This window comes from Nocardioides sp. CER19 (genome assembly GCF_029846275.1).
Lineage (GTDB): Bacteria > Actinomycetota > Actinomycetes > Propionibacteriales > Nocardioidaceae > Nocardioides.
In genome coordinates this window covers 325,229-348,506 of sequence record NZ_JARVWS010000003.1, presented here as the reverse complement: position 1 = coordinate 348,506, position 23,278 = coordinate 325,229, and the positions used below count along the sequence as shown (strand labels likewise).

At 71.5% G+C, this 23,278-nt stretch carries 24 protein-coding genes and 1 pseudogene; 11 read left to right on the top strand and 14 right to left on the bottom strand.

Annotation, left to right across the window (positions count from 1 at the left end):
- Positions 1-21 precede the first annotated feature (21 nt).
- The 5 genes from QDS12_RS17160 to QDS12_RS17140 all read left to right on the top strand — a co-directional run bounded on the left by QDS12_RS17160 (position 22) and on the right by QDS12_RS17140 (position 4,717).
- Positions 22-1,371, top strand: a complete 1,350-nt coding sequence (locus tag QDS12_RS17160; protein WP_279881184.1) for an NCS2 family permease — start codon at positions 22-24, stop codon at positions 1,369-1,371.
- A gap of 65 nt (positions 1,372-1,436) precedes the next feature.
- Positions 1,437-2,264, top strand: a complete 828-nt coding sequence (locus tag QDS12_RS17155) for a PhzF family phenazine biosynthesis protein (protein WP_279881182.1) — start codon at positions 1,437-1,439, stop codon at positions 2,262-2,264.
- Between the two features lie 29 nt (positions 2,265-2,293).
- Entirely contained in the window at positions 2,294-3,088 is a 795-nt protein-coding gene (locus tag QDS12_RS17150; protein WP_279881180.1) for a thymidylate synthase, read from the top strand.
- A complete protein-coding gene (locus QDS12_RS17145) occupies positions 3,078-3,599 on the top strand; it encodes a dihydrofolate reductase (protein WP_279881177.1) in 522 nt (173 codons plus the stop codon). Before QDS12_RS17150 ends, QDS12_RS17145 begins: the two co-directional genes overlap by 11 nt.
- Entirely contained in the window at positions 3,596-4,717 is a 1,122-nt protein-coding gene (locus QDS12_RS17140; protein ID WP_279881175.1) for an ionic transporter y4hA, read from the top strand. The genes QDS12_RS17145 and QDS12_RS17140 overlap by 4 nt, the downstream gene beginning before the upstream one ends.
- A 1,080-nt stretch (positions 4,718-5,797) precedes the next feature.
- Here QDS12_RS17140 and QDS12_RS17135 read toward each other — a convergent pair.
- Entirely contained in the window at positions 5,798-6,367 is a 570-nt protein-coding gene (locus tag QDS12_RS17135) for a TIGR03086 family metal-binding protein (RefSeq protein ID WP_279881173.1), read from the bottom strand.
- A 53-nt stretch (positions 6,368-6,420) separates the two neighbouring features.
- Between QDS12_RS17135 and QDS12_RS17130 the strand changes: the two genes are divergently transcribed.
- The 4 genes from QDS12_RS17130 (at position 6,421) to QDS12_RS17115 (ending at position 10,521) form a co-directional block, all read left to right on the top strand.
- On the top strand, positions 6,421-6,831 hold the full coding sequence (locus QDS12_RS17130; RefSeq protein ID WP_279881171.1) for a MarR family winged helix-turn-helix transcriptional regulator: 411 nt from the start codon (positions 6,421-6,423) through the stop codon (positions 6,829-6,831).
- Between the two features lie 36 nt (positions 6,832-6,867).
- On the top strand, positions 6,868-7,800 hold the full coding sequence (locus QDS12_RS17125) for an LLM class F420-dependent oxidoreductase (protein ID WP_279881168.1): 933 nt from the start codon (positions 6,868-6,870) through the stop codon (positions 7,798-7,800).
- Positions 7,801-7,927: 127 nt separating this feature from the next.
- On the top strand, positions 7,928-8,818 hold the full coding sequence (gene dapA, locus QDS12_RS17120) for a 4-hydroxy-tetrahydrodipicolinate synthase (protein WP_279881166.1): 891 nt from the start codon (positions 7,928-7,930) through the stop codon (positions 8,816-8,818).
- A gap of 17 nt (positions 8,819-8,835) precedes the next feature.
- The gene (locus tag QDS12_RS17115; protein ID WP_279881164.1) at positions 8,836-10,521 is read left to right on the top strand and encodes a ribonuclease J; all 1,686 of its coding nucleotides are present in this window, start codon (positions 8,836-8,838) and stop codon (positions 10,519-10,521) included.
- Between the two features lie 190 nt (positions 10,522-10,711).
- Here the strand turns inward: QDS12_RS17115 and QDS12_RS17110 are convergent, their stop codons facing one another.
- The 13 genes and pseudogenes from QDS12_RS17110 to QDS12_RS17050 form a co-directional block, all read right to left on the bottom strand.
- A complete protein-coding gene (locus QDS12_RS17110) occupies positions 10,712-12,079 on the bottom strand; it encodes a GH1 family beta-glucosidase (protein WP_279881162.1) in 1,368 nt (455 codons plus the stop codon).
- Positions 12,080-12,122: 43 nt separating this feature from the next.
- The gene (locus tag QDS12_RS17105) at positions 12,123-12,773 is read right to left on the bottom strand and encodes a lysoplasmalogenase (RefSeq protein ID WP_279881160.1); all 651 of its coding nucleotides are present in this window, start codon (positions 12,771-12,773) and stop codon (positions 12,123-12,125) included.
- A 52-nt stretch (positions 12,774-12,825) separates the two neighbouring features.
- Complete coding sequence (locus QDS12_RS17100) at positions 12,826-13,119, bottom strand: gas vesicle protein K (RefSeq protein WP_279881158.1); 294 nt, start codon at positions 13,117-13,119, stop codon at positions 12,826-12,828.
- Positions 13,116-13,316: a gas vesicle protein gene (locus QDS12_RS17095; RefSeq protein ID WP_279881156.1), complete on the bottom strand. Its 201-nt coding sequence runs from the start codon at positions 13,314-13,316 to the stop codon at positions 13,116-13,118. Before QDS12_RS17095 ends, QDS12_RS17100 begins: the two co-directional genes overlap by 4 nt.
- Positions 13,313-14,071, bottom strand: coding sequence for a GvpL/GvpF family gas vesicle protein (locus QDS12_RS17090; RefSeq protein ID WP_279881153.1), 759 nt, complete (start codon positions 14,069-14,071; stop codon positions 13,313-13,315). The genes QDS12_RS17095 and QDS12_RS17090 overlap by 4 nt, the downstream gene beginning before the upstream one ends.
- Positions 14,068-14,460, bottom strand: a complete 393-nt coding sequence (locus tag QDS12_RS17085; RefSeq protein ID WP_279881151.1) for a gas vesicle protein — start codon at positions 14,458-14,460, stop codon at positions 14,068-14,070. Before QDS12_RS17085 ends, QDS12_RS17090 begins: the two co-directional genes overlap by 4 nt.
- Positions 14,457-14,891, bottom strand: coding sequence for a gas vesicle protein (locus tag QDS12_RS17080; protein WP_279881148.1), 435 nt, complete (start codon positions 14,889-14,891; stop codon positions 14,457-14,459). The genes QDS12_RS17085 and QDS12_RS17080 overlap by 4 nt, the downstream gene beginning before the upstream one ends.
- On the bottom strand, positions 14,891-15,136 hold the full coding sequence (locus tag QDS12_RS17075) for a gas vesicle protein GvpG (RefSeq protein WP_279881146.1): 246 nt from the start codon (positions 15,134-15,136) through the stop codon (positions 14,891-14,893). Before QDS12_RS17075 ends, QDS12_RS17080 begins: the two co-directional genes overlap by 1 nt.
- A complete protein-coding gene (locus QDS12_RS17070; RefSeq protein WP_279881145.1) occupies positions 15,127-15,921 on the bottom strand; it encodes a GvpL/GvpF family gas vesicle protein in 795 nt (264 codons plus the stop codon). Before QDS12_RS17070 ends, QDS12_RS17075 begins: the two co-directional genes overlap by 10 nt.
- Before the next feature lie 203 nt (positions 15,922-16,124).
- Positions 16,125-16,295 (bottom strand): annotated as a pseudogene (gene gvpJ / locus QDS12_RS22680) (gas vesicle protein GvpJ); the annotation flags it as partial.
- Positions 16,296-16,367: 72 nt separating this feature from the next.
- Complete coding sequence (locus QDS12_RS17060) at positions 16,368-17,678, bottom strand: SRPBCC family protein (protein WP_279881142.1); 1,311 nt, start codon at positions 17,676-17,678, stop codon at positions 16,368-16,370.
- 4 nt (positions 17,679-17,682) lie between these two features.
- Positions 17,683-18,384, bottom strand: coding sequence for a hypothetical protein (locus tag QDS12_RS17055; RefSeq protein WP_279881140.1), 702 nt, complete (start codon positions 18,382-18,384; stop codon positions 17,683-17,685).
- A gap of 131 nt (positions 18,385-18,515) precedes the next feature.
- Positions 18,516-18,758, bottom strand: coding sequence for a hypothetical protein (locus QDS12_RS17050; RefSeq protein WP_279881139.1), 243 nt, complete (start codon positions 18,756-18,758; stop codon positions 18,516-18,518).
- A 122-nt stretch (positions 18,759-18,880) separates the two neighbouring features.
- On the opposite strand from QDS12_RS17050, the gene QDS12_RS17045 reads away from it, so the two are divergent.
- Both QDS12_RS17045 and QDS12_RS17040 read left to right on the top strand, forming a co-directional pair.
- Positions 18,881-21,556: a DNA translocase FtsK gene (locus QDS12_RS17045; protein WP_279881138.1), complete on the top strand. Its 2,676-nt coding sequence runs from the start codon at positions 18,881-18,883 to the stop codon at positions 21,554-21,556.
- A gap of 82 nt (positions 21,557-21,638) precedes the next feature.
- Positions 21,639-23,267, top strand: coding sequence for a helix-turn-helix domain-containing protein (locus tag QDS12_RS17040; RefSeq protein ID WP_279881137.1), 1,629 nt, complete (start codon positions 21,639-21,641; stop codon positions 23,265-23,267).
- Positions 23,268-23,278: the final 11 nt, after the last annotated feature.

The following is a 23,278-nucleotide window of genomic DNA, read 5'->3' as shown; positions in this document are numbered from 1 at the left end:
CACCCTCTCTGAAGGAGACCCATGGACCGGTTCTTCCGGATCACCGAGCGCGGCAGCAGCGTCGGCACCGAGGTGCTGGGCGGCGTCGTGACGTTCGCGACGATGGCCTACATCCTCATCGTGAACCCGTCGATCCTCGGCAGCCTGGCGGACTCGGGCGGCACCACCCTCGACCACGCGCAGCTGGTGACCGTCACCGCGCTGGTCGCCGGTGTGATGACGATCGCCATGGGTGTCTTCGCCAACGTGCCGATGGCGCTGGCGGCGGGTCTCGGTGTGAACGCCTTCGTCGCGTTCACCCTGGTCGGTGGGAAGGGCCTGAGCTGGCCCGAGGCGATGGGCGTCATCGTCATCGAGGGCATCGTGATGCTCGTCCTCGTCCTCGTGGGCCTGCGCGAGGCGATCATGAACGCGATCCCCGACGGCCTCAAGCGCGCCATCGCCGGCGGTATCGGTCTCTTCATCGCCCTCATCGGGTTCGTCGACGGCGGCATCGTGGCTCACCCGGAGAGCGGCACGATCGTCGCCCTCTCGCCCGACTTCGGCTCGCGCAACACCCTCGTCTTCGTCGTGGCGCTGGTCCTCATCGCCGTCCTCATGGCCTGGCGCGTCCCGGGCGCGCTGCTCATCGGCATCGTCGTCGCGGCCGTCGTCGGGATCATCATCAACGCAGTCTCCGACGGGACCCCGGTCCCCGGCGCCCAGCTGCCCGACAAGGCGTGGGCCACCCCTGACTTCGGCCTGGTCGGCAACATCAGCTTCAACGTCTTCGACGTCGTCGGGTTCGGTGCCGCGCTCGCCTTGATCGTCACGGTCCTGATGGCGAACTTCTTCGACGCCATGGGCACCGCGCTCGCCATCGGCCGCGAGGCCAACCTCACCGACGCGCAGGGCCAGCTGCCCCAGATGCGCCGCGTCCTGATCGTCGAGTCCGTCGGCGCGATCGCCGGTGGCGGCGCGTCGGCGTCCTCGAACACGATCTTCGTGGAGAGCACCGCCGGCGCCGCCCAGGGTGCGCGCACCGGCCTGGCGAACGTCGTCACCGGCGCCCTCTTCCTGCTGGCGATGTTCTTCGCGCCGCTCGCCGGGATCATCCCGGCGGCCGCCACGGGTCCGGCGCTGGTCGTGGTCGGTGCCCTGATGATCAGCCAGGTCGCGGGCATCGACTGGACCGACGTCGGCATCGCGGTGCCGGCGTTCGCGACCATCGCACTGATGCCGTTCACGTACTCGATCGCCAACGGCGTCGGTGCCGGCATGGTGCTCTACGCGCTCATCGCACTCGGCCGAGGGCAGTGGCGCCGGATCCACCCGCTGATGGCGCTCGTCGCCGCCGTCTTCGTCTGGTACTTCCTCCGCGGACCCATCTAGAGTCGCCGGTCGAGGTGCGAGCGCAGCGGGCCTCGAAACCGAGGGCCCGCCCGTACGATCCCGCCATGCGCACCTTCCGACAGGTCGACGTCTTCAGCTCCGAACCGCTCATGGGCAACCCCGTCGCTGTCGTCCACGACGCGGATGCGCTGTCCGACACCCAGATGGCGGCGTTCGCCCGGTGGACCAACCTGTCGGAGACGACGTTCCTGCTGACCCCGACCGACCGGGCCGCCGACTACCGGGTGCGGATCTTCACGCCCGGGGGCGAGCTGCCGTTCGCGGGACACCCGACCCTCGGGACAGCGCACGCGTGGCTCGAGGAGGGCGGCGTCCCGCGGGGCGAGCGGATCATGCAGGAGTGCGGCCTCGGACTCGTCCAGCTGCTGCGCGAGGACCAGCGACTCGCCTTCGGGGCGCCGGAGCCCTTGCGGTGGGGACCGGTGTCGGAGGAGGACCTCCAGCGGATCGCGGCCGGTCTCGAGATCCGGCGCGACGAGATCGTCGACGCCCACTGGACCGACAACGGTCCCGGGTGGGTGTCGGTCCTGCTCGCCGACGCATCGGCGGTGCTCGCCGTGCGTCCCGACCCGGTCAGGCTCGGCGACTTCGCCGTCGGCGTGGTCGGGATCTACCCGGAGGGGGAGTGCGCGATCGAGGTCCGGGCGTTCGTCGGCGGCCTCGGCGTCGACGAGGACCCGGTGACCGGCTCCCTCAACGCCGGCGTCGCTCAGTGGCTGACCGCCAACGGCACGCTCCCGTCGTCGTACGTCTCCTCGCAGGGGACCGCGTTGGGGCGCCGCGGACGGGTGCACGTCACCACCGATGCGGACGGCGTGATCTGGGTCGGCGGGGACACGCGCACGACGGTCCTCGGCAGCGTGACCTTCTAGAGCTGGTCTCCACCGATAGGGTGAGGCTCGTGCGGCAGTACCTCGACCTGATGCAGCGGATCCTCGACGAGGGCGTCCAGAAGAGCGACCGCACCGGGACCGGGACGCTGAGCGTCTTCGGTCACCAGATGCGCTTCGACCTCAGCGCCGGCTTCCCGTTGGTGACGACGAAGAAGGTCCACACCCGGTCGGTCTTCGGCGAGCTGCTGTGGTTCCTACGTGGCGACACCAACGTGAAGTGGCTGCAGGACCGCGGCATCACGATCTGGGACGAGTGGGCCGACGACAACGGCGACCTCGGCCCGGTCTACGGCGCCCAGTGGCGCAGCTGGCCCACGCCCGACGGGCGCCACCTCGACCAGCTCGCGCAGGTCGTCGAGGAGATCCGCCGCAACCCCGACAGCCGCCGGCACATCGTCAGCGCCTGGAACCCCGCCGACATCCCCGACATGGCGCTCGCTCCGTGCCACGCGCTCTTCCAGTTCTACGTCGCCGACGGCCGGCTCAGCTGCCAGCTCTACCAGCGCAGCGGCGACGTCTTCCTCGGCGTGCCCTTCAACATCGCCTCCTACGCCCTGTTGACCCACATGGTCGCCCAGGTCGTCGGCCTCCAGGTCGGTGACTTCGTCCACACCCTCGGGGACGCCCACCTCTATCTCAACCACCTCGACCAGGCCCGGCTCCAGCTCACGCGCGAGCCGCGGCCGCTGCCGACGCTGGTGCTCAACCCGGCCGTGACGGCGATCGACGCCTTCGACCTCGAGGACATCAGCGTGGCGGGCTACGACCCGCACCCCGGCATCAAGGCCCCCATTGCTGTCTGAGTCTCCGGACGAGCAGCTGGCCGTCCTCGGCAAGCGGGTGGTCCTCGTCGCGGCGGTGGCAGAGAACGGCGTCATCGGCAACGGACCCGACATCCCGTGGCGGATCCCGGGGGAGCAGGCCGAGTTCAAGGCGCTGACGATGGGCCACACGCTGGTGATGGGCCGGACGACGTTCGAGTCGATCGGCCGCCCGTTGCCGGGCCGCACGACGATCGTCCTCACGCGCGACCCGGAGTGGTGCTACGACGGCGTGCTGGTCGCGAACACGATCGAGGACGCGCTCGCGCTCGCCGCCGGCCTGCCCGGTGACGTCATGGTCGCCGGGGGAGCGCAGGTCTACGCCGCCGCCCTGCCGTATGCCGACCGTCAGGTCATCACCCGGGTCCGACTGGCTCCCGAGGGCGACGTGCACTACCCGGCGTACCCCGACGCGGAGTGGGCCGAGACCGGTCGCGAGCCGCACGAGCTCTATGACCGGGTCGTGCTCGACCGGCGGGCGGCCGACGGGTGAACCTCCTGCAGGGCCGGCTCGGCTCACTCGTGGCGCGGCTGCAGTGGACCATCAGTGTTCCGGCGGTGGCGACGCTCGAGCTGGCTCTCACGTGGGGCAGCCACCCCAACGGACTGATCGTCGCGATCATCGCCGCCACCCTGATCGGCGCGGTGCTGGCCTCCGTGCACCACGCCGAGGTGGTCGCCCACCAGGTCGGGGAGCCGTTCGGTTCGCTCCTGCTGGCCGCCTCGGTGACGGTGATCGAGGTCGGCCTCATCGTGACGCTGATGGCCTCCGACGGGAGCGACACCTCGGCGCTCGCCCGCGACACGGTCTTCTCCGCGGCGATGATCTGCATCAACGGCATCGCCGGCGCGTCCCTGCTCGTCGGCGCCCTGCGCCGACGGCTGGCCGTGTTCAACCCCGAGGGCACCGGGTCCGCGCTGGCGACGGTCGCCACCATCGCCGTCGTCTGCCTCGTGCTGCCGACGTTCACCACCTCGCACCCGGGGCCGGAGTTCTCCGGGGCGCAGCTGGCCTTCGCGGCCGTCTCGTCGCTAGCGGTCTACGTGCTCTTCGTCTTCACCCAGACCGTCCGCCACCGCGACTTCTTCCTGCCCGTGGCCGCCGACGGGACGCTGCGGGACCTCGACGGTGACGACCACGCCGACCCCCCGGGCATCCGCTCCGCGGTGATCAGCGGCGTCTTCCTCCTCATCGCGCTCGTGGCGGTGGTCGGACTGGCCAAGGTCGAGTCCCACCCCATCAAGGAGGGCGTGCACGCGCTGGGACTGCCCGAGGGCTTCGTGGGCGTAGTGATCGCGTTGATCGTCCTGCTGCCGGAGAGCATCGCCGCCGTCCGGCACGCGCTCGCCGACCGGGTGCAGATCAGTCTCAACCTCGCCTACGGCTCGGCCATGGCCTCGATCGGCCTGACCATCCCGGCCATCGCGGTCGCGACGATCTGGCTGGACGGTCCGCTCGTGCTCGGGCTGGAGTCGACGCAGATCGTCCTCCTGGCGATCTCGCTGCTGGTCGCCACCCTCACCGTCGTCCCCGGGCGGGCGAAGACGCTGCACGGCGGGCTGCACCTCGTGCTCCTCGCCGCCTTCCTGTTCCTCGCCGCCAACCCCTGACGCTCACGCAGCGCCGTCGGGCGCCTCACCCGGCCGCGTGAGCCGGCGGACGACGGCACCGACGACGGCACCGACGACCAGGAGGGTCGCCGACGCCGCCGCGAGCCTCCCGAGGAGCACGAGGCCCCAGCCGGCCCCGGCGACCTTGACCGCGCCGAAGCCGATGGGGACCGTGAGGAGCAGCGCCGCCGTGCCCGCGCCGCGGCCGGCCACGAACGAGGAGCCGAACGTGAAGCTGTCAGCACGGCGAGCAGCGTGAACAGCAGCACGCCGCTGGTTCCCCCTGCGACCAGGTCTCCCGCCGCGGCGTGGAGCCGCTCGCGGGCCGGTCGGCCCGGCGTGGCGAGCACCCGCCCGGCGTCGTACAGCGCGACGGCGAGGGAGAGCGCCAGGACGGGGACGAGGACGAGCGAGACGACGAGGAGCAGCACGACGATCGGCACCGCGAGGTAGCCCAGCGGGGCGAAGACCAGCGCCCCGAAGAACGCATCGGTCCGGTACTCGCCGGTGGGCGAGGAACTCGCCGGGCTCGTCGTGGGCGCGAGCCGCGCGCACAGGGCTGCGACGCCGAGGTGGACGACGGCGTAGGCGACGAAGAACCACCAGCGCACGACCTTCGGAGTGGCACGGCGGTCCGTGCGGGGGGCGCGCTCCGGGAGCAGCGCGACCGTGGCGTGGATCGTGCCGGCGGCGCCGCCGGCCAGCGCGAACAGCAGGGCGTAGCGGACGGACCAGGTCGAGTCGTGGTGGAGGGTGTCGGTCTCGTTGGTCCGGTAGTAGTGCGGCCCGAGGACGACGGACGCCAGCACGACGAGGCCGATCCCCAGCACGGTCCCACCGTGGAAGAGCAGCCGCCGGGTGCTGAGCGAGAGGCTCCCGAGCCGCCTCCGGGCGGCGCCCGCGACCCGGCCGGGGACGGCCAGTCGCCCGCCCACCGTCGGGAGCGGCCTGCCGATCGGTGGGCTCGGCCGGTCGGTGGTCACGTCGTCGGTGGTCACGTCGTCGTCGGACACGCTCTCGGAACGCTGCGTCACCGGCGCAGGTTACGGTCCGCGCGCCGACCCTGCGCAGGGATTCCGCTCAGCGGCCGAGCAGTGCCAGCGCCTCGAGCCAGGGGTCGGTCCCCGAGACCTCCTGTGGCGGCGCGAACACCCCGGGCGTCCCGCCGGGTCGCCCCGCGATCTGCCGCGCGCTCTCGAGCACCACCTGCGCGACGGCCTCCGCCGGGCGGTAGTGCTCGCCGAGCGCTGTCGCGACGTCCCAGGCGTGCACGGCGTTGTCCACGACCTGCATCCCGAGCGCGACCGACACGGAGACCTCCCTGTCGAACTCGGCCAGCCGCAGGCGTCGGTCGGGCGGCGCGTCCTGGAAGGCGGCACGCAGGCGGTCGGCTGACTCGTCCCAGCGCGGCCTGACCTCGTCCTGCCGCAGCGCCGGAGCGGCGTACGCCGAGAGCGGGGCGTCACCCGCGCTGACCGCCGCCGCGAACCCTTCGTTCTGGCCGACCATGTGTCCGACCAGTGCTCCGAGGTCCCAGTCCGTGCAGGGGGTGGGTCGGCCGAGGTCGGCCGAGGCGGCACGCGCCACCTGGGTGGTCGCGTCGTCGAGAGCCTGCTCGAAGAGCCCCCGGAGGTCGTCGGTGAAGGTCATGAGTAGACCATAAGCGCCCGTAGACGATCTGTCGTGAGGAATAATCGCCTCTCATGGACCGCCCGGACCTCGGCAAGCTGACCGCCCAGCTGCTGCGCGAGATCATCCGCCGCGAGACGCCGATCCTGGAGCGTGCCGGGCTGGAGATGTGGGACTACGTGATCCTCAGCAGTCTGCTCGCGGGCGACGCGGCGACCCAGCGCGACCTCGCGGCGGCCTCGGGACGGGACAAGACCCGACTCATCGGCAACCTCGACGCTCTGGAGGGCCGTGGGCTCGTGTCGCGCTCGCCGGACCCGGCGGACCGTCGCAACAAGGTGGTGTCGCTGACCGCCGCCGGCCGACGCCTGGTGACGGCGTGCCGGTCGGACATCAGGGCGATGGAGGGCGACCTGCTGTCCGCGCTGCCTGCCGCCGACCGGGCCGCCCTCGAACGCGCCCTGGTGCGCCTCGTCGACCTGTGAGCGGGCGGGCCAGGGGCGCTCACTAGGCTCGACGTCATGGAGCTGCGCATCTTCACCGAGCCCCAGCAGGGGGCGACGTACGACGACCTGCTTGCCGTTGCGACGACCGCCGAGGACCTCGGATTCGGGGCGTTCTTCCGCTCGGACCACTACCTGACCATGGGTGGGAGCGGTCTGCCGGGGCCGACCGATGCGTGGACCACGCTGGCCGGCCTCGCGCGCGAGACGCGCACCATCCGGCTCGGCACGCTGGTCACCAGCGCGACCTTCCGCCATCCCGGCCCGCTCGCGATCCAGGTCGCCCAGGTCGACCAGATGTCCGGCGGCCGGGTCGACTTCGGTCTCGGGGCCGGTTGGTTCGACGCCGAGCACGCCGCCTACGGGATCCCGTTCCCGGGCACCAAGGAGCGGTTCGACCGGCTCGAGGAGCAGCTCGAGGTGATCACCGGCCTGTGGGCGACCGAGGGCGGGTACGACTTCGAGGGCACCCACTACGAGATCAAGGACAGCCCCGGCCTGCCGAAGCCGGACCAGCGCAGCGGCCGTCGCGGCGGTGTCCCCGTCATCATCGGTGGCCACGGCAAGAAGCGGACCCCCGCCCTCGCCGCGGCGTACGCCGACGAGTTCAACGTGCCCTTCGCCGGCGCCGACGACGTCGCGACCCAGTTCGGCCGGGTCCGCGCGGCCGTCGAGGAGGCCGGCCGGCCTGCGGACTCGATGACCTACTCGGCGGCCCTCGTCCTCTGCGTCGGGGCCGACGAGGCGGAGGTCGAGCGCCGCGCCGCCGCGATCGGTCGCGAGAAGGACGAGCTGCGCGAGAACGGCGTGGCCGGCACCCCGGAGGAGGCGGTCGCCCGGCTGGCCGCGTATGCGGAGGTCGGCGTCGAGCGGGTCTACCTCCAGGTGCTCGACCTCGCCGACCTCGACCACCTGCGGCTGGTCGCCGCGGAGGTCATGCCTCGCGTCTGACCCAGCAGAACCGCAGCTCCTGGCAGGCCGTAGCGTCCCAGCGGCACCCGCCACGACGACGACGGCCGCGCGTCCGCCAGGGCGCGCGGTCGTCGGTGTCGCGGGTGCGGAGCGATACCCTGGGGCCATGTCCTCTGCTGCGCACTTCGGCACCGTCCTCACCGCCATGGTCACGCCGTTCCGCCCGGACGGGTCCGTCGACCTCGACGGGGTGCAGAAGGTCGCGAAGCACCTGGTCGACCACGGCCACGACGGCCTCGTCATCTCCGGAACGACGGGCGAGTCGGCAACGACCACGGTCGTCGAGGACGCCGAGACGCTCGCGGCGGTCCGCGATGCGGTGGGCGACCGGGTCAAGATCGTCGCCGGCGTCGGCACCAACGACACCCGGACCAGTGTCGAGCTGGCCGAGCAGGCCGCGAAGGTCGGCGTCGACGGGCTGTTGCTCGTGACGCCCTACTACAACAAGCCCGGCCCGCGCGGCATCCTCGAGCACTTCCGGACGGTCGCCTCGGCGACCGACGTGCCGGTGATGCTCTACGACGTCCCGGGACGCACCGGCTCGACGATCGGCTTCGACACCTACCGCGAGGCGATCACCTGGGACACCGTCGTCGCCGTCAAGGAGGCGACCGGCGACCTCGCCCGCGGCACTCGGCTGATCGATCTCGGCTACTCCATCTACTCCGGTGACGACGGCCTCAACCTCGCCTGGCTGGCGCACGGCGCCGTCGGGGTGGTCTCGGTGGTCGGTCATGCGGCCGGCGACCAGCTCCGGGCCCTCGTGGACGCGGTCGCCGCCGGCGACCTCGCCACCGCCCGACAGACGTATGCGCGGATGCTCCCCGCGATCGACGCCGTCATGGGCGTCCCGAACTATGGAGCGACCACCGCCAAGGCGGCCCTGGAACTGCTCGGAGTCCTCGACAACCGCCGCGTCCGGCAGCCCCTCGTGGCGCTGGACGAGGACGAGGTCGCCGCGCTGCGCGAGGGGTTGACCGCGGCGGGTCTCCTCTGAACCCAGTTAGGAACTGCATGTCCCACTCCCACCCGGAGCTCGCTGCGCCCGCTCCGCTGCCGAAGGGCGCCCTGCGGGTCACCCCCCTCGGTGGTCTCGGCGACGTCGGCCGCAACATGACCGTCTTCGAGTACGACGGCCGCCTGCTGATCGTCGACTGCGGCGTCCTCTTCCCGGAGGACCACCACCCCGGCGTCGACCTGATCCTCCCGGACTTCACCAGCATCCGTGAGCGGCTCGACGCCGTCGAGGCCCTCGTGCTCACCCACGGCCACGAGGACCACATCGGCGCGACGCCGTACCTCCTCCGCGAGCGCGAGGACATCCCGCTCGTCGGCTCCAAGCTCACCCTCGCCCTGCTCTCCTCCAAGCTGCGCGAGCACCGGCTGCGCGAGACGGTGCAGCACGTCGTCAAGGAGGGTGACCGGATCACGTTCGGGCCGTTCGAGCTCGAGTTCGTCGCGGTCAACCACTCCATCCCCGACGCCCTCGCGGTCGCGATCCGCACCGGCGCCGGTCTCGCGCTGCACACCGGCGACTTCAAGATGGACCAGCTGCCGCTCGACGGCCGGATCACCGACCTGCGCGCGTTCGCGCGGTTGGGGGAGGAGGGCGTCGACCTCTTCCTCACCGACTCGACCAACGCCGAGGTCCCTGGCTTCACGACGTCGGAGCGCAAGATCACGCCGGCCATCGAGCAGGTCTTCCGCGAGTCGACGCAGCGCATCATCGTCGCCTGCTTCGCCTCCCACGTGCACCGCGTCCAGCAGGTGCTCGACGCCGCCGCCGCGCACGGCCGCAAGGTCGGGTACGTCGGCCGCTCGATGGTCCGCAACATGCAGATCGCCGCCGAGCTCGGCTACCTGCACGTGCCGGAAGGCGTGCTCGTCGAGGCCAAGACGCTCGCCGACCTGCCGCCGGAGCGCCAGGTCCTCCTCTCGACCGGCTCGCAGGGCGAGCCGATGTCGGCGCTGTCGCGCATCGCGCAGAACAGCCACAACTTCGTGCGCATCGAGCCCGGCGACACCGTGCTGCTGGCGTCCTCGCTCATCCCGGGCAACGAGAATGCGGTCTATCGGGTCATCAACGGGCTCGCGAAGCTGGGCGCCAAGGTCGTCCACAAGGGCAACGCGCTCGTCCACGTGTCCGGCCACGCGTCCGCCGGTGAGCTGCTCTACTGCTACAACATCGTCCGCCCGCGCAGCGTGATGCCGGTGCACGGCGAGATCCGGCACCTGCTCGCCAACGGTGACCTGGCCCGCCTGACCGGCGTCGACAACGTCGTGATCGCCGAGGACGGCGTGGTCGTCGACCTCGTCGACGGGGTCGCGAAGATCGCCGGCAAGGTCGACTGCGGCTACGTATTCGTCGACGGCCAGTCGGTCGGCGACATCACCGAGACCGAGCTCAAGGACCGCCGGATCCTCGGCGAGGAGGGCTTCGTGTCGGTCATCGTCGTCGTCGACTCGGTCAGCGGCAAGGTCGCCGCCGGCCCCGAGATCCACGCCCGCGGCAACGCCTGGGACGAGGGCGCGTTCGACGGCATCACCCAGCCGATCCGCGACGCCGTCGACACGGCGCTGCGCGACGGCGTCACTGACACCTATCAGCTGCAGCAGACGATCCGCCGGGTCATCGGCCGCTGGGTGTCCGACACGCACCGGCGCCGCCCGATGATCATCCCGGTGGTGCTGGAGGCCTGACGGCCCGGCACGGGTCTCGATACGCCTTCGCCTAGCGGCTCCGGCTACTCGACCAGCGATCGTTCGTTGGTCGAGTGCGAGCGCCGGCTACTCGACCAGCGATCGTTCGTTGGCCGAGTGCGAGCGCCGGCTACTCGACCAGCGATCGTTCGTTGGTCGAGTGCGAGCGCCAGCGAGCGTATCGAGACCCTCAGGGCCGGCTGGCCGCGAGCCGCTGGAACCAGCGGAACGAGTCCTTCGGGGTGCGTACGAGCGTCGAGTAGTCGACGTGCACCAGCCCGAACCGCTCCCGATAGCCCTCGGCCCACTCGAAGTTGTCGAGGAGCGACCACGCCAGATAACCGCGCACGTCGACCCCCGCGTCGATCGCGCGCACGACCGCGCGCAGGTGGGTGTCGTGGTAGGCGATCCGCCGGTCGTCGTGCACGGCGCCGTCCGCGCCGACGACGTCGTGGAAGGAGCAGCCGGACTCGGTGATCCACACCGGCGGCAGCGCCGGGTAGCGGGACGCGAGGGTGGTGAGCACCTCGGTCAGTCCTTCGGGCACGATCGGCCAGCCGACGTCGGTGGTCTCGCGGCCGAGCAGCTGCCGCATCTCGAACCCGATGTCAGCGGGCACGGGGAAGTCGCCGACGGCCGGCGCCGCGTCGGTCGCCGTGCCGGGCGCGCCGATGAGCGAGGGGTTGTAGTAGTTGACGCCGTACCAGTCCAGCGGCGTCGAGATGACGGCGAGATCCTCTGCGACCGGACCGGGCATCGCCTCGGCGAAGCCCTCGGGGTAGACGCCGAGCAGCACCGGGTCGGCGAACAACCGGTTGTAGAGCAGGTCGAAGAGCCCGGCCGCGCCCTCGTCCTCGGGCGAGGCCGACGCCGGCCAGACGGGCGTGTGGTTGTTGGCGATGCCGATGCCACCCGTGACGCCGGCAGCCCGCAGCGCCTGCACGGAGAGGCCGTGCGCGAGCAGCTGGTGGTGGGCGACGGGGAGCGCGTCGAAGCCGAGGCTCAGGCCGGGCGCGTGCATGCCCAGGGCGTAGCCGAGCAGCGTCACCACGACGGGCTCGTTGAGCGGCATCCACATCCCGACCCGGTCGCCGAGGCGTTCAGCGACCACGGCGGCGTACTCGGCCATGCGCTGGGCGGTGTCGCGGCTGCGCCACCCGCCGGTCTCCTCGAGAGCCTGGGGGAGGTCCCAGTGGAACAGCGTGGCGGCGGGCGTGACGCCGGCCGCCACGAGCGCGTCGACGAGCCGGTCGTAGAAGTCCAGCCCGGCGGCGTTGACGGTGCCGGCGCCGGTGGGAAGAACCCGCGGCCACGAGATGGAGAACCGGTAGACGTCGCTGCCGAGCTCGTGGATGAGCGCGACGTCCTCCGGCATCCGGTGGTAGTGGTCGCAGGCGACCGACCCGGTGTCCCCACCGGCGACCTTTCCGGGGATCGCACAGAACGTGTCCCACACGGACGGGCCGCGGCCGTCGGCGGCGACGGCGCCCTCGATCTGGTAGGACGCGGTGGCGGTGCCCAGCTGGAAGCCGGGCGGCAGGGCGGGGAAGTCGGTCACGGGTGGCTCCTTCGAGCGAGAGCGTCGCTTCGGATGCTAGGGGTCAGCGCGCGACCAGGACGCCGACGGCGAGCAGCGCCTGGCTCACGTGGTAGGTGACCATGACGGCGACGTGCGCGCTGCCCTTGTCCTGGGCGAACTCGTTGCGGGCCAGGCCGAGGGCGATGAGGGAGTCGCTCACGACGAAGAGCGTGGCACCGAGGGCCAGGAGCGGCTCGCCGGTCAGGAACGCGAAGACGGTCATCGCCGCGATGACGAGCGTGTAGGCCAGCAGGGGCACCGCGAGCCGAGGTCCGCCGTGGCGCCAGGCCGCCGGGACCAGCGCCCGCGTCGGCCAGCTCGTCGCGATGAGGACCACGACGACGAGCGGCCACCAGACCTCGGGCGAGACGCCGAGCACCACGAAGCAGACCAGGTAGGCGAGGTGCCCGACGAAGAATGCCGCCACGCCGGCCAGCAGCCGGCGCTCGGTGTCACCGAGGAGCGCCGCGTCGCCGAGCAGCCCGAAGGCGAGCGCCACGACCAGCCAGGTGCCGGGCGCGTCGTCGAGCGCGCCGGCAACGAGCACAGTCGCGATGAGCGCGACCATCGTGAGGAGCTTGGTCCACCACTCGACCCGGAACCAGCCGCAGGCGACCGAGACCCAGTTGAGAAGCGCGAGAGCGGCGGTCAGAATCGCTGTGGCCCAGGTCACGGCGGCCAAGCATGCACCACCCGGCCGGGGACGTCACGCCCCCGCGCCGCGCTCACTCCGCCAGCAGCGGTCCGAGCGGCCCCAGGTCGATGTTGAGGTCGGACGCGGTCAGCCCGTAGCGATCCTTCAGCTCGTCCATCGCCTGCTCGAGCCGCCACAACGCGTTGCCGAGCGCGTCGATCTGGTCCTCGGAGAGGTCGCCCTCGTCGACGCGGCGCAGCGCCTGGCGCTCCATGAGCTGCCGGATCAGCTCGACGACCGTGAGCACGAGCTTGAGCAGGTCGCGCTCGACCGACTCGGCGTCGGTCTCGATCCGCTCCGGCAGGAGACGGCGCTGCTCGCTCATCGCGGCTCGTCCATCCCGGCCCGGACGGTCATGATCAGGGCGTGCAGTCGCACCTGGACCAGGTCGATGCCGGCGAGCGAGATGACCACGTCGCCGGCGAGCACGACGCCGGCGCCCAGCAGCCGGTCGAGCAGGTCGACCAGCGCGATCTCGCCCGCGGGTCGGGCCTCCACGACGTCGGCGTTGTGGACACTCATGCGTCCTCCAGGGTGGCGAACGAGTACGGCGGCCACGGACCGCCCGCTGACACGCGCGCGTCCGGATGCTCCCGCGCGAGACGCTCGACCTCGCGGGCGAACGCGTCGCCGTCGGCCTCGTCGACCAGGTAGGCGGCGTTGAGCGTCATCCGGCCCTCGTGGCCGCTGAGCCGCGGGTCCTGCGGCGGCAGTCGACGGCTCGCCACCGCCAGCCGCGACAGTACGTCGTGCAGCTCCTCGGCCGTCGCCATCGCCGCCTCGTCCTGCGCACGGCGGCCCTCGACGGCCGCCTTCCGGGCCCGCAGGTAGGCCGCGCCGCCGCCCGCGCCCACGGCCGTGGCGCGCTCCTCGGCCGCGGCCGTGGGTGCGAACGCCTTCACGCTCCACTCGGTGCGCCCCTCCACACGCGCCAGGGCCTGCACGATCTGGTCGTAGGAGTCGTCGAGTCGCGCCAGCACGCCGGCGTCGTCGAGACAGATGGTGACCAGCCGCATCGGCGCGGTGGCGCCGCGCTCGGCCGCGAAGCGGACGACGTCGTCGTGGCCGCGCGCGGTGGCCTCGAGCCACGCCAGGTCCTCGAGATTGCGGCGGAGCGCGTCCTCGCCGAACTCGTCGAGGTCGACGGTGCTCACCAGCACCGACAGGCCGCGGTGCTCGATGACCTCGAGCGGCGAGCCACCGAGCGCCCGGGTGCCGGCGACGGCGTCGGGGGAGAGGTCGCGCGTGACGGCGTACAGGTAACGACCCTCGCTCATCGGCGCCGCCCTTGCGTCTTCTGCTCGTCCTCCTCCAGGACCTCGCCGCTGGTGCCGTTGCCGGCCTCCAGCTCCTCGATCCTACGCTTCAGCTCGGCGTTCTCCTGAGCGACGCTGCGGGCGCTGCTGCTGAACATCGGGTCGTTGCGCCACCAGTCGATGCCCATCTCCTCGGCCTTGTCGACCGAGGCGACGAGCAGCCGGATCTTGATCGTCAGCAGCTCGATCTCGAGGAGGTTGATCTGGATGTCGCCGGCGATCACGATTCCCTTGTCGAGCACCCGCTCCAGGATGTCGGCCAGGTTCTGCGGCTGGATGCGACCGGCCTGGCTGTTGCCGTAGGAGCGTGCCGCGACCGGCTGCGACGGCTCGGGGAGCTCATGGCTCATCGGCCGTCACCCACGTTGCCGCGAACGAAGCGGTGCTTGCGGCGGTAGCCGACCAGGTCGCCGTTCTCGTCCACCGTCACGTGGTAGGTCGCGATCACGTCGGTCGTCGCCGGGATGCGGCGCAGCTCGAGCAGGTCGACCTCGACCACCCAACCGTCGTCGTCGCGGTGTACTGCGGTGATGCCCTCGATCTCGTGACCGATCAGCTCGTAGAGCTGGGCCGCGGCCTCGCGGGCGATCGCGCCGGCCCGGGGCCGGCGCGGCGGTGCCGCCTTGGCGGCGGCCGTCTTGGCGCCGGTCCGCGTGGTCCCGGCGTTCTTCTTGGCGGCGGTCTTGCTGCCCGCCGCCTTCCTGGCGGGCGCCTTCTTGGCGGGTGCCTCGGTCGTCTCGTCGGCCGTGTCGTCGGTCGTGGTGTCGTCGTCTTCCGCCATCACTGACCACCTTGTCGTTGCTGTCCTTCGAGCAGTCGCTCCACGAGGGCGTCCTCTTGGGCGACGGCCTCCTCGTCCGTCAGCTCGCCTGCGTCACGCAGTCGGTCGACCTCCTCCATCATGGCCTTGATCCGGCCAGGGTCGTAGTACTCCTTCTCCGCCTGCTCCAGCACCTGCTCGGCCACCCAGACCGTGCCGCGCACCGGGGCGAACGGCAGGCCGAGCAGCCCGGTGATCAGCCCCATGCCTCGCCCTCCACGAAGTCGTACGGCGCCATGGGGCCGACGAGCCGGAGCTCGATGCGCTCGTGGACCGTCTCGGCGACCACCTCGAGCACGTCCTCCAGGGTCTCGACGCGGGAGCGGTCGACGAGCAGTGCGGCGTCGAGCAGGCCGTCGAGACCCCGAGCGGGCTGCTCGGCGACCCCGACGCAGAGGGGCGCGACCGTGTCGAGAAGCTCCTGCGCGTCACCCTCGCGGATCCGCTCCACCGCCTGCGCGACGAGCTGGCCCAGCTGCACCCGCTCGGCGTGGTAGGCCTCCTCGGGAGCGTCCCTGGTGAGGTCGCGCAATCGTGCGATGTCGGGGTCGTCGGCGACGAGACCGGCCAGCAGCACCTCCTGCCGGTAGGTGGCGGTGAGCCGCAGCTGGGTGCGGCCCTGGAGGTCGGCGAGCAGCGTCGCGAGGTCGTCGGTGGACGGGGCGAGCAAGTGGTCGACGACGTCCTGGTCGTCGGCGAAGATCGACCCGAACCGCACCGGCGCGACCGGCGACTCCTCGGCCAGCGTGTCGAGCACCGTCGTGTAGGCGAGGATCTCGGCCCGCCGCCCCGGCGGGCGGTCGAGAAGCGCCGCGCTGGCGACGGCCGCCAGCTCGCCGTACGTGAGCAGGTGGACCGGCTGGTCGTCGACGCCACGGATCGACTCCGGCACGGACACCGACCGGCTCGTGATGCCGTACACGAACCAGCCGGTGTCCGTACCTGCCCCAGGCAGGGGCAGCGGCGTCGGCGCCTGCGTCCCCGTGCTCACGACTCCTCGCGCCGCGTGCTGCGGCGACTGCTGGACCGGCTGCGCCGCTCATCGTCGTCGTCGTCGCCACCACCCGTGAGCGCCTTCTTGGCGCCACGGACGGCCCCACTGACCTTCTTCGACGCGCCCGACTCCTGCATGCTGCCGATGAACTCGTCGAGCGGCTTGCCCGCACCGTGCTCGAGCAGGTCGAGCCGGTTGGTCGCCTCGGCGAACCGCAAGTAGGTGTCGACGCTCGCGATCACGATGCGGAGGTCGATCGTCAGCAGCTCGATGCCGACGAGTGCGACACGCACGTAGGCATCGACGACGATGCCCTTGTCGAGAATGATCTCGATGACGTCGGCGAGGCCGCTCGGCGCGGGGCGCTGCAGGTAGCCGCCGCCGCTACGACGCGACTGGCTTTGGACTGTCATGTCTGCTCCCTCTCCGTCTGTTCCTGCGGGTCACCGGCGCGCACGACGGCGCCGGGCGGGCTGCTTGTCCTCGGACTCCTCCTCGGACTCCTCCTCGGACTCCTGCTCGGAGTCCTCGGGCTCGCCCTCGTAGTCCTCGGCCTCGTCCTCGGGCTCGGCCTCTTCTTCGGGCTCGCCCTCGTCCGCGGCCTCTTCGTCGTACTCGTCCTCGGGCTCGGCCTCTTCTTCAGGCTCGCCCTCGTCCTCGTAGTCCTCGGCCTCGTCCTCGGGCTCGCCTTCTTCTTCGGGCTCGCCCTCGTCCGCGGCCTCCTCGTCGTACTCGTCCTCGGGCTCGGCCTCTTCTTCAGGCTCGCCCTCGTCCTCGTAGTCCTCGGCCTCGTCCTCGGGCTCGCCTTCCTCCTCGGGCTCGCCCTCGTCCTCGTAGTCCTCGGCCTCGTCCTCGGGCTCGCCTTCCTCCTCGGGCTCGCCCTCGTCCTCGCCCTCGTCCTCGTAGTCCTCGGTCTCGTCCTCGGGCTGCTCCTGGTCCTCGCCCTGCTGGGACTGCTCCTCCTCGAGCGCGTCCTCGTGGGACTGTACGACCTCGCCGTCGTGGATCTCGCCGCGCCAGCCCTCGAGCTCGTCCTCGTTGAGGATTGTCTGGGTCATGACGTGCTGGCGGAACCGCTTCAGCTCCGAGCGGGCCCGGCGGCCCTGGGCGCGCCAGATGTTTCCGGTGCGCTCGAACAGCCCCTGTGGGAAGTACTCGAGCGTCAGGGAGATGCGGGTCAGGTTCGGCGCGATCTCGTGGAACGTGACGGCGCCGTCGACGTGCCCCTTCTGGCCCTTCGACCGCCAGACGATGCGCTCGTCCGGCACCTGGTCGATGATCGTGGCCTCCCACGTCCGGTGCGACCAGACGATCTGGGCCTTCCAGTTGAGCTTGGTGTCGTCCTGGGCCTCGACCTTCTCGACCTTCCGCATCATCTGCGGGAAGCTCGCGAACTCGGTCCACTGGTTGTAGGCGACCGACACCGGGACACCCACGTCGATGTCCTCCAAGATGGTGGTCGCCTTGGTCTCGGGCTTGCTCTTGCCCTTGCCACCACCTCCGCCGCCGGTGATCTTGTCCTTGATGCCCGAGAACGCGCCCTTGAGGGCGCCGCCGGTGGTGGAGCCGCCCTCGACCTTCGACTTCAGGGCGCCGCCGACCAAGCCCGAGACGGGGCCGCCGCCGGCGACGTCCTCGAGCTTGTCGGTCAGGCCGTCCATGTGGGAGGAGACGGCGCTCATCGCGCGGTCGCCGAGCGTCTTCAGGAGCTCGCCGGACGCGTCCTTGAGGCCCTGGGTGCCATTGCTCGCCATGCGATCAGCTCCTCGACCGCGACGTCGACTTCTTGGCCGTCGTCTTCTTGGCAGCGGACTTCTTGGCCGGCGCCTTCTTGGCGGCCGACGACGTCTTCGCCGGAGCCTTCTTCGCGGCCGACGACGTCTTGGAGGCCGATGCCTTCGCGGCCGACTTCTTGGCGGGCGCCTTCTTGGCCGGGGCCTTCGTAGCCGGTGCCCTCTTGGCGGGGGCCTTCTTCGCCGGCCGGCGCGGGGGCTGCTCCTCCTCGGGCTCCTCCGACTCGTCCTCAGGCTCTTCGCCGGCCTCGTCCTCCGGCTCGCCCTCGTCCTCGGGCTCGTCCTCGTACTCGTCCTCGGGCTCCTCGGACTCAGCCGACTCGTCCTCAGGCTCGTCCTCGTACTCGTCCTCCGGCTCCTCGCCCTCGTCCTCGTCCTTCGACGAGCCGCCCTCGCGCAGCGACGAGGTGAGCGCCTCGACGCGCGCGGTCGCCATGTTGACGGCGGCGCTCTTGGCCGCGTCCATGAGGCGTCCGCGCAACTGGTCCTCGAGCTTCTTGATCTCGGGGTTGTCGTTGAGGCCCGCGAGCAGCGCGCCGGGCTTGGCGCCGGCCAGCTTGCCGCCCGCCAGCAGGCTTCCGACGGTGATCGCGAGCTTGAGCTTCTTCGTCCGACCGAGCAGATAGCCAGCAGCCACCGCGGCCGCGACCCTGGATGTCGCAGGCATGTGTCCCTCCCTTTGCGGAGCCGCGCCGTGCGCGGCTCCCTGTTCTGGGTCTGGGCGATCCCTCTGTCGCCCATGGCGGAGTCGGTACCCGGGGACTTTCGTCCCAAACCGACGGGGGAATCGGGGTCTCGTCAGGTCAGGTCACGAACTCGAGCCATCAGGTCGATGCTCGGGAATTCGTCGTTCCTGATCTTCTCCATGAGGACGCCGGCGTACGCCGGGACGTCCTCCGGGGCCAGGATCTCCTCGATGAGGTCCATCATCGTGGTGGACGGGTAAGGATCCCGGCGCACCTTCTCGATCAGCAGCGTCACCAGCTCGTGGTGGACGTCCATGTCGCCGTTCTGCTGATCCCTGTCGTTCTGCTCGGCCACGGGCCCTCCCAGATCCGTAGGTGCATGGAACCAGCCGGTACCCACGCTTCACGCCGCCGTCACCCGCGACACGCACCCTTGTGATGCCTGTGACTGGTGGGGTTCTGAAATAGGTTGGTCACATGGCGACCCGTACGTCTTCCCCGCCGGGGTCGCGGAGCAAGAGCACGTCCTCCTCGAAGGGGGGACGAGCTCCCAGCACGCGTGCCCGGAGTGCCGGATCCACCACGAAGCGATCGACCTCGCGCACGGCCCGCAAGCCGGCGGCGCGAGGTTCGTCGAAGCGCCCAGCGCCCCGCGCCGTGCGCAACGGTCGAGGCCCGGTCGCCGGCCTCTTCCTCGCCCTCTTCAGGGGCGTCGCGGCCATCTGGCTCGCCGTCGCGGGCGGGATCGGCTCGATCGCGCGCAGCGTCGGGCACGGCGCCCGTGACCTCGACCCGGAGCACCGCCGGGACGGTGCGGGGCTCTTCGTGCTCGGTCTCGCCGTCGTCGTCGCCGCCGCTGTCTGGTTCGGCATCGAGGGCGGCATCCTCGGCTTCGTCCGCACCATGGTCACCGGCAGCGTCGGAAAGGTCGGCTGGCTCGTGCCGCTGGCGCTCGTCTACGTCGCCGCCCGCACGATGCGCGACCCCGAGGGCGCCGGTCCGGCCGGCCGCCAGGTGATCGGCTGGTCCGCGCTCGGCCTCGGGGTGCTCGGCATCGTGCACATCGCCAACGGAAACCCGCAGCCGCAGGGCGGCAACGCGGCGGCTCTGCAGGACGCCGGTGGCGCCATCGGCTACGTCGTCAGCGCGCTGCTGCTCGACCTGCTGCGCTCCGCGTACGTCGTCGTCCCGCTGCTGCTCCTGCTCGCCTTCTTCGGCGTGCTGGTCGTGACGTCCACGCCGCTCTACCAGGTCCCCGAGAAGCTGGCGGCCCTCCGCGACCGCGCGCTCGGCCGCGAGCACGACGAAGCGGAGGAGTTCAGCGTCGGCCCGCACGACACCCAGCCCATCGCACGGCGCAAGCGGAAGATGGACGACTCGTTCATCGACCCGGACATGGGCGACCCGGCCTACGACAGCCCGGTCCTCGAGGACCGGGAGATGCGCAAGCGTCGGCGCCGCGGCCAGAAGGTCGACCTGGACCAGTTCTTCGCCGACGACCCGTTCGCCGCGGGGGAGGGCGAGGCCGCCGAGGCGGGTGTGGAGGCAGCCGCGGAGGCCGTCGAGCCGACGGTGCGCCGCGCCAAGCCGGGCGCCCGCCAGGACAAGGCGGAGAAGACGGAGCTCGAGCCGCCGCCGCACAGCCCGCTCCCGCCTCGCGTCGAGCAGCTCTCGCTGTCCGGCGACATCACCTACACGCTGCCGGCGAACGACCTGCTCAAGCAGGGTTCGCCCCACAAGGCGCGGTCCAAGGCCAGCGACGACGTGGTCGGCCGCCTCACCCAGGTGCTCGACGAGTTCAACATCGACGCCGCGGTCACGGGTTACACCCGCGGCCCGACGGTCACGCGCTACGAGGTCGAGCTCGGCCCGGGCGTCAAGGTCGAGAAGATCACGAACATCCAGAAGAACATCGCCTACGCGGTGGCCAGCGCCGACGTCCGGATCCTCAGTCCGATCCCCGGCAAGTCGGCGGTCGGTGTCGAGATCCCGAACATCGACAAGGAGATCGTCACCCTCGGTGACGTGCTGCGCTCCAACACCGCCCGCAACGACCACCACCCGATGGTCGCCGGCCTCGGCAAGGACGTGGAGGGCGGCTTCGTCGTCGCCAACATGGCGAAGATGCCGCACCTGCTGGTGGCCGGTGCCACCGGCTCCGGAAAGTCGTCGTTCATCAACTCGCTGATCACCTCGATCCTCATGCGGGCCACGCCCGACGAGGTGCGGATGATCATGGTCGACCCCAAGCGGGTCGAGCTGAACGCCTACGAGGGCGTGCCGCACCTGATCACGCCGATCATCACCAACCCGAAGAAGGCCGCCGAGGCGCTGGCGTGGGTCGTGCGCGAGATGGACATGAGGTACGACGACCTCGCCAACTTCGGCTTCCGCCACATCGACGACTTCAACAAGGCGGTGCGGGCAGGGAAGGTCGAGGTGCCCCTCGGCAGCGAGCGCGAGCTGGCGCCCTACCCCTACCTGCTCGTCATCGTTGACGAGCTCGCCGACCTCATGATGGTGGCGCCGCGCGACGTCGAGGACTCGGTCGTCCGCATCACGCAGCTCGCCCGTGCGGCCGGCATCCACCTGGTGCTCGCGACGCAGCGGCCGTCGGTCGACGTCGTCACCGGCCTCATCAAGGCCAACGTGCCGTCGCGGCTCGCCTTCGCGACGTCGTCGCTCGGCGACAGCCGCGTCATCCTCGACCAGCCGGGCGCGGAGAAGCTGGTCGGCCAGGGTGACGGCCTGTTCCTGCCGATGGGCGCGTCCAAGCCGATCCGGGTCCAGGGCTCGTGGGTCGGTGAGGGCGAGATCGCCGCGGTGGTGAAGGCGTGCAAGACGCAGCTGGAGCCGTCGTACCGGGAGGACGTGACGGCGCCCGCCGCGTCGAAGAGGGAGCTCGACGACGACATCGGCGACGACCTCGAGCTGGTCGTCCAGGCGGTCGAGCTGGTCGTGTCGACGCAGTTCGGCTCGACCTCGATGCTGCAGCGCAAGCTGCGGGTCGGCTTCGCGAAGGCCGGTCGTCTCATGGACATCATGGAGAGCCGCGGCGTCGTCGGCCCGAGCGAGGGCTCGAAGGCACGAGACGTGCTCGTCAAGCCCGACGAGCTGGACAGTGTGATCGCAACGCTTCAGGGGGAGATGTGAGCGAAGCGCGAGGCCACTGCGGCCTGTACTTGGTGTTCAAAGGCGAGGCTGTGGCCGAGCTGCGAGTGAACGGGGAGGCACTGTGAGCGACATCCAGATCGGCCGCAACGGGCGGCTGGCCGCGGTCGTCGGCGGTGTCGCCGGCGTCCTCGCGCTGGCCTTCCTCGTCCGCCACCACGGCGTCGTCGACCTCGCGCTCGGGCTGGTCCTGCTGGCGATCGCCGGCGCCCAGCTGTGGAGCGCGTGGGACGCGCGCACGCCGCTGCTGGTCGCCGACGACCACGGCGTCCGCGTCCGTCTCGGCCGGGTCTGGCAGGGCATCCCGTGGCGGGAGCTCGACGAGGTCGAGCACCTGCCGCGCCGCTCCTGGTGGCGCGACGGCCGGCTCGTGCTGCTGCCCCAGGACGACGACGCCCAGATGGCGGCGCTGCCCGCCGCCGGTCGGCGCCACGCGACGCTCTCGCAGAGGCTCTACGGTGCCCCGTTCGCCGTACCGCTCGGACTGACCACCGTCGTCGCGGGTGGCAGCCGCGACCTGTCCACGCGGCTCGCCGACCTCGCCGGTGACGACACCACGATCGTGGAGATCGACCCGGGCGTCGAGGACGCGGCCGTTGCCCACGACGGGTCCGAGAGCATGTCCGAGAACACCGAGAGCGCGCCCGAGCCGACCCGCGCGGTCGACCGCGACCCGCTCACGGACACCGCCGAGCGCCCGGCCGTCGCCAGCCCGACGCCGTCGCCGCTGCGCGAGCCGACCGTCGCCGTCCGCGCCGAGGTGACCCGCGACTTCTCGACGATCGGCGCCAACGCTCTCAAGCTGGACCCGTCCGAGACCGACGACGAGGGCGACGCCGCGCTGCCGGAGGCCGGGCACCTGCACCGCCCCTTCTTCGGCTGGCTCGGCGGTCACGACGAGGGCGTGACGCCGATCGCGAAGCCGGGGGAACCGGTCGAGCCGCTCGTCGTCGAGGACCTCGGCCCGACGCCGGCCGCCGAGCCGGTCATCGGCCCCGAGCTCGCGGCCGCCCGCACCCGGATCGGCCTCTCGGTCGACCAGCTCGCCGAGCGCACCCGGATCCGTCCGCACGTCATCGAGGCCATCGAGGTCGACGACTTCGGCCCCTGTGGCGGCGACTTCTACGCCCGCGGGCACCTGCGCACCCTTGCGCGGGTCCTCGGCATCGACGCCCCGCCGCTGCTCCAGCACTACGACGCCACCTACGCCGACGCCCCCATCGACCCGCGCCGCGTCTTCGAGTCCGAGCTGGCCACGGGTGCGGGTGGCCCGATCCGCCGCATGAAGGGCGGTCCGAACTGGTCGGTGCTGGTCGCCGCCGTCATGGCGATCGTGCTGGCCTGGTCGATCGCGCGGCTCGTCCTGGACGGCTCCTCCACCACCCCGCCGCCGGCACCCAGCCTGGGCAGCGGCTCGGCCGGTACGTCGAACCCCTACGGCAAGCTCGCCCCGGCCGTCCCCGTGACGATCAGCGCCGCCGGCGGGGGAGCCGAGGTCGTCGTACGGGATGGCAGCGGCGACGTGGTCTTCTCCGGCTCGCTGGCCTTCGGCGAGTCGAAGACGCTGCGGGCCTCGCCGCCCGTGCGGATCCAGGCCTCCGACGGCTCGACGACGGTCGCCGTCGACGGCGGCAAGGCGGCGCCGGTCGGCAAGACCGGTCAGGCCGCCCAGCAGACCTACACCGCCGACTGAGCTCGCTCACC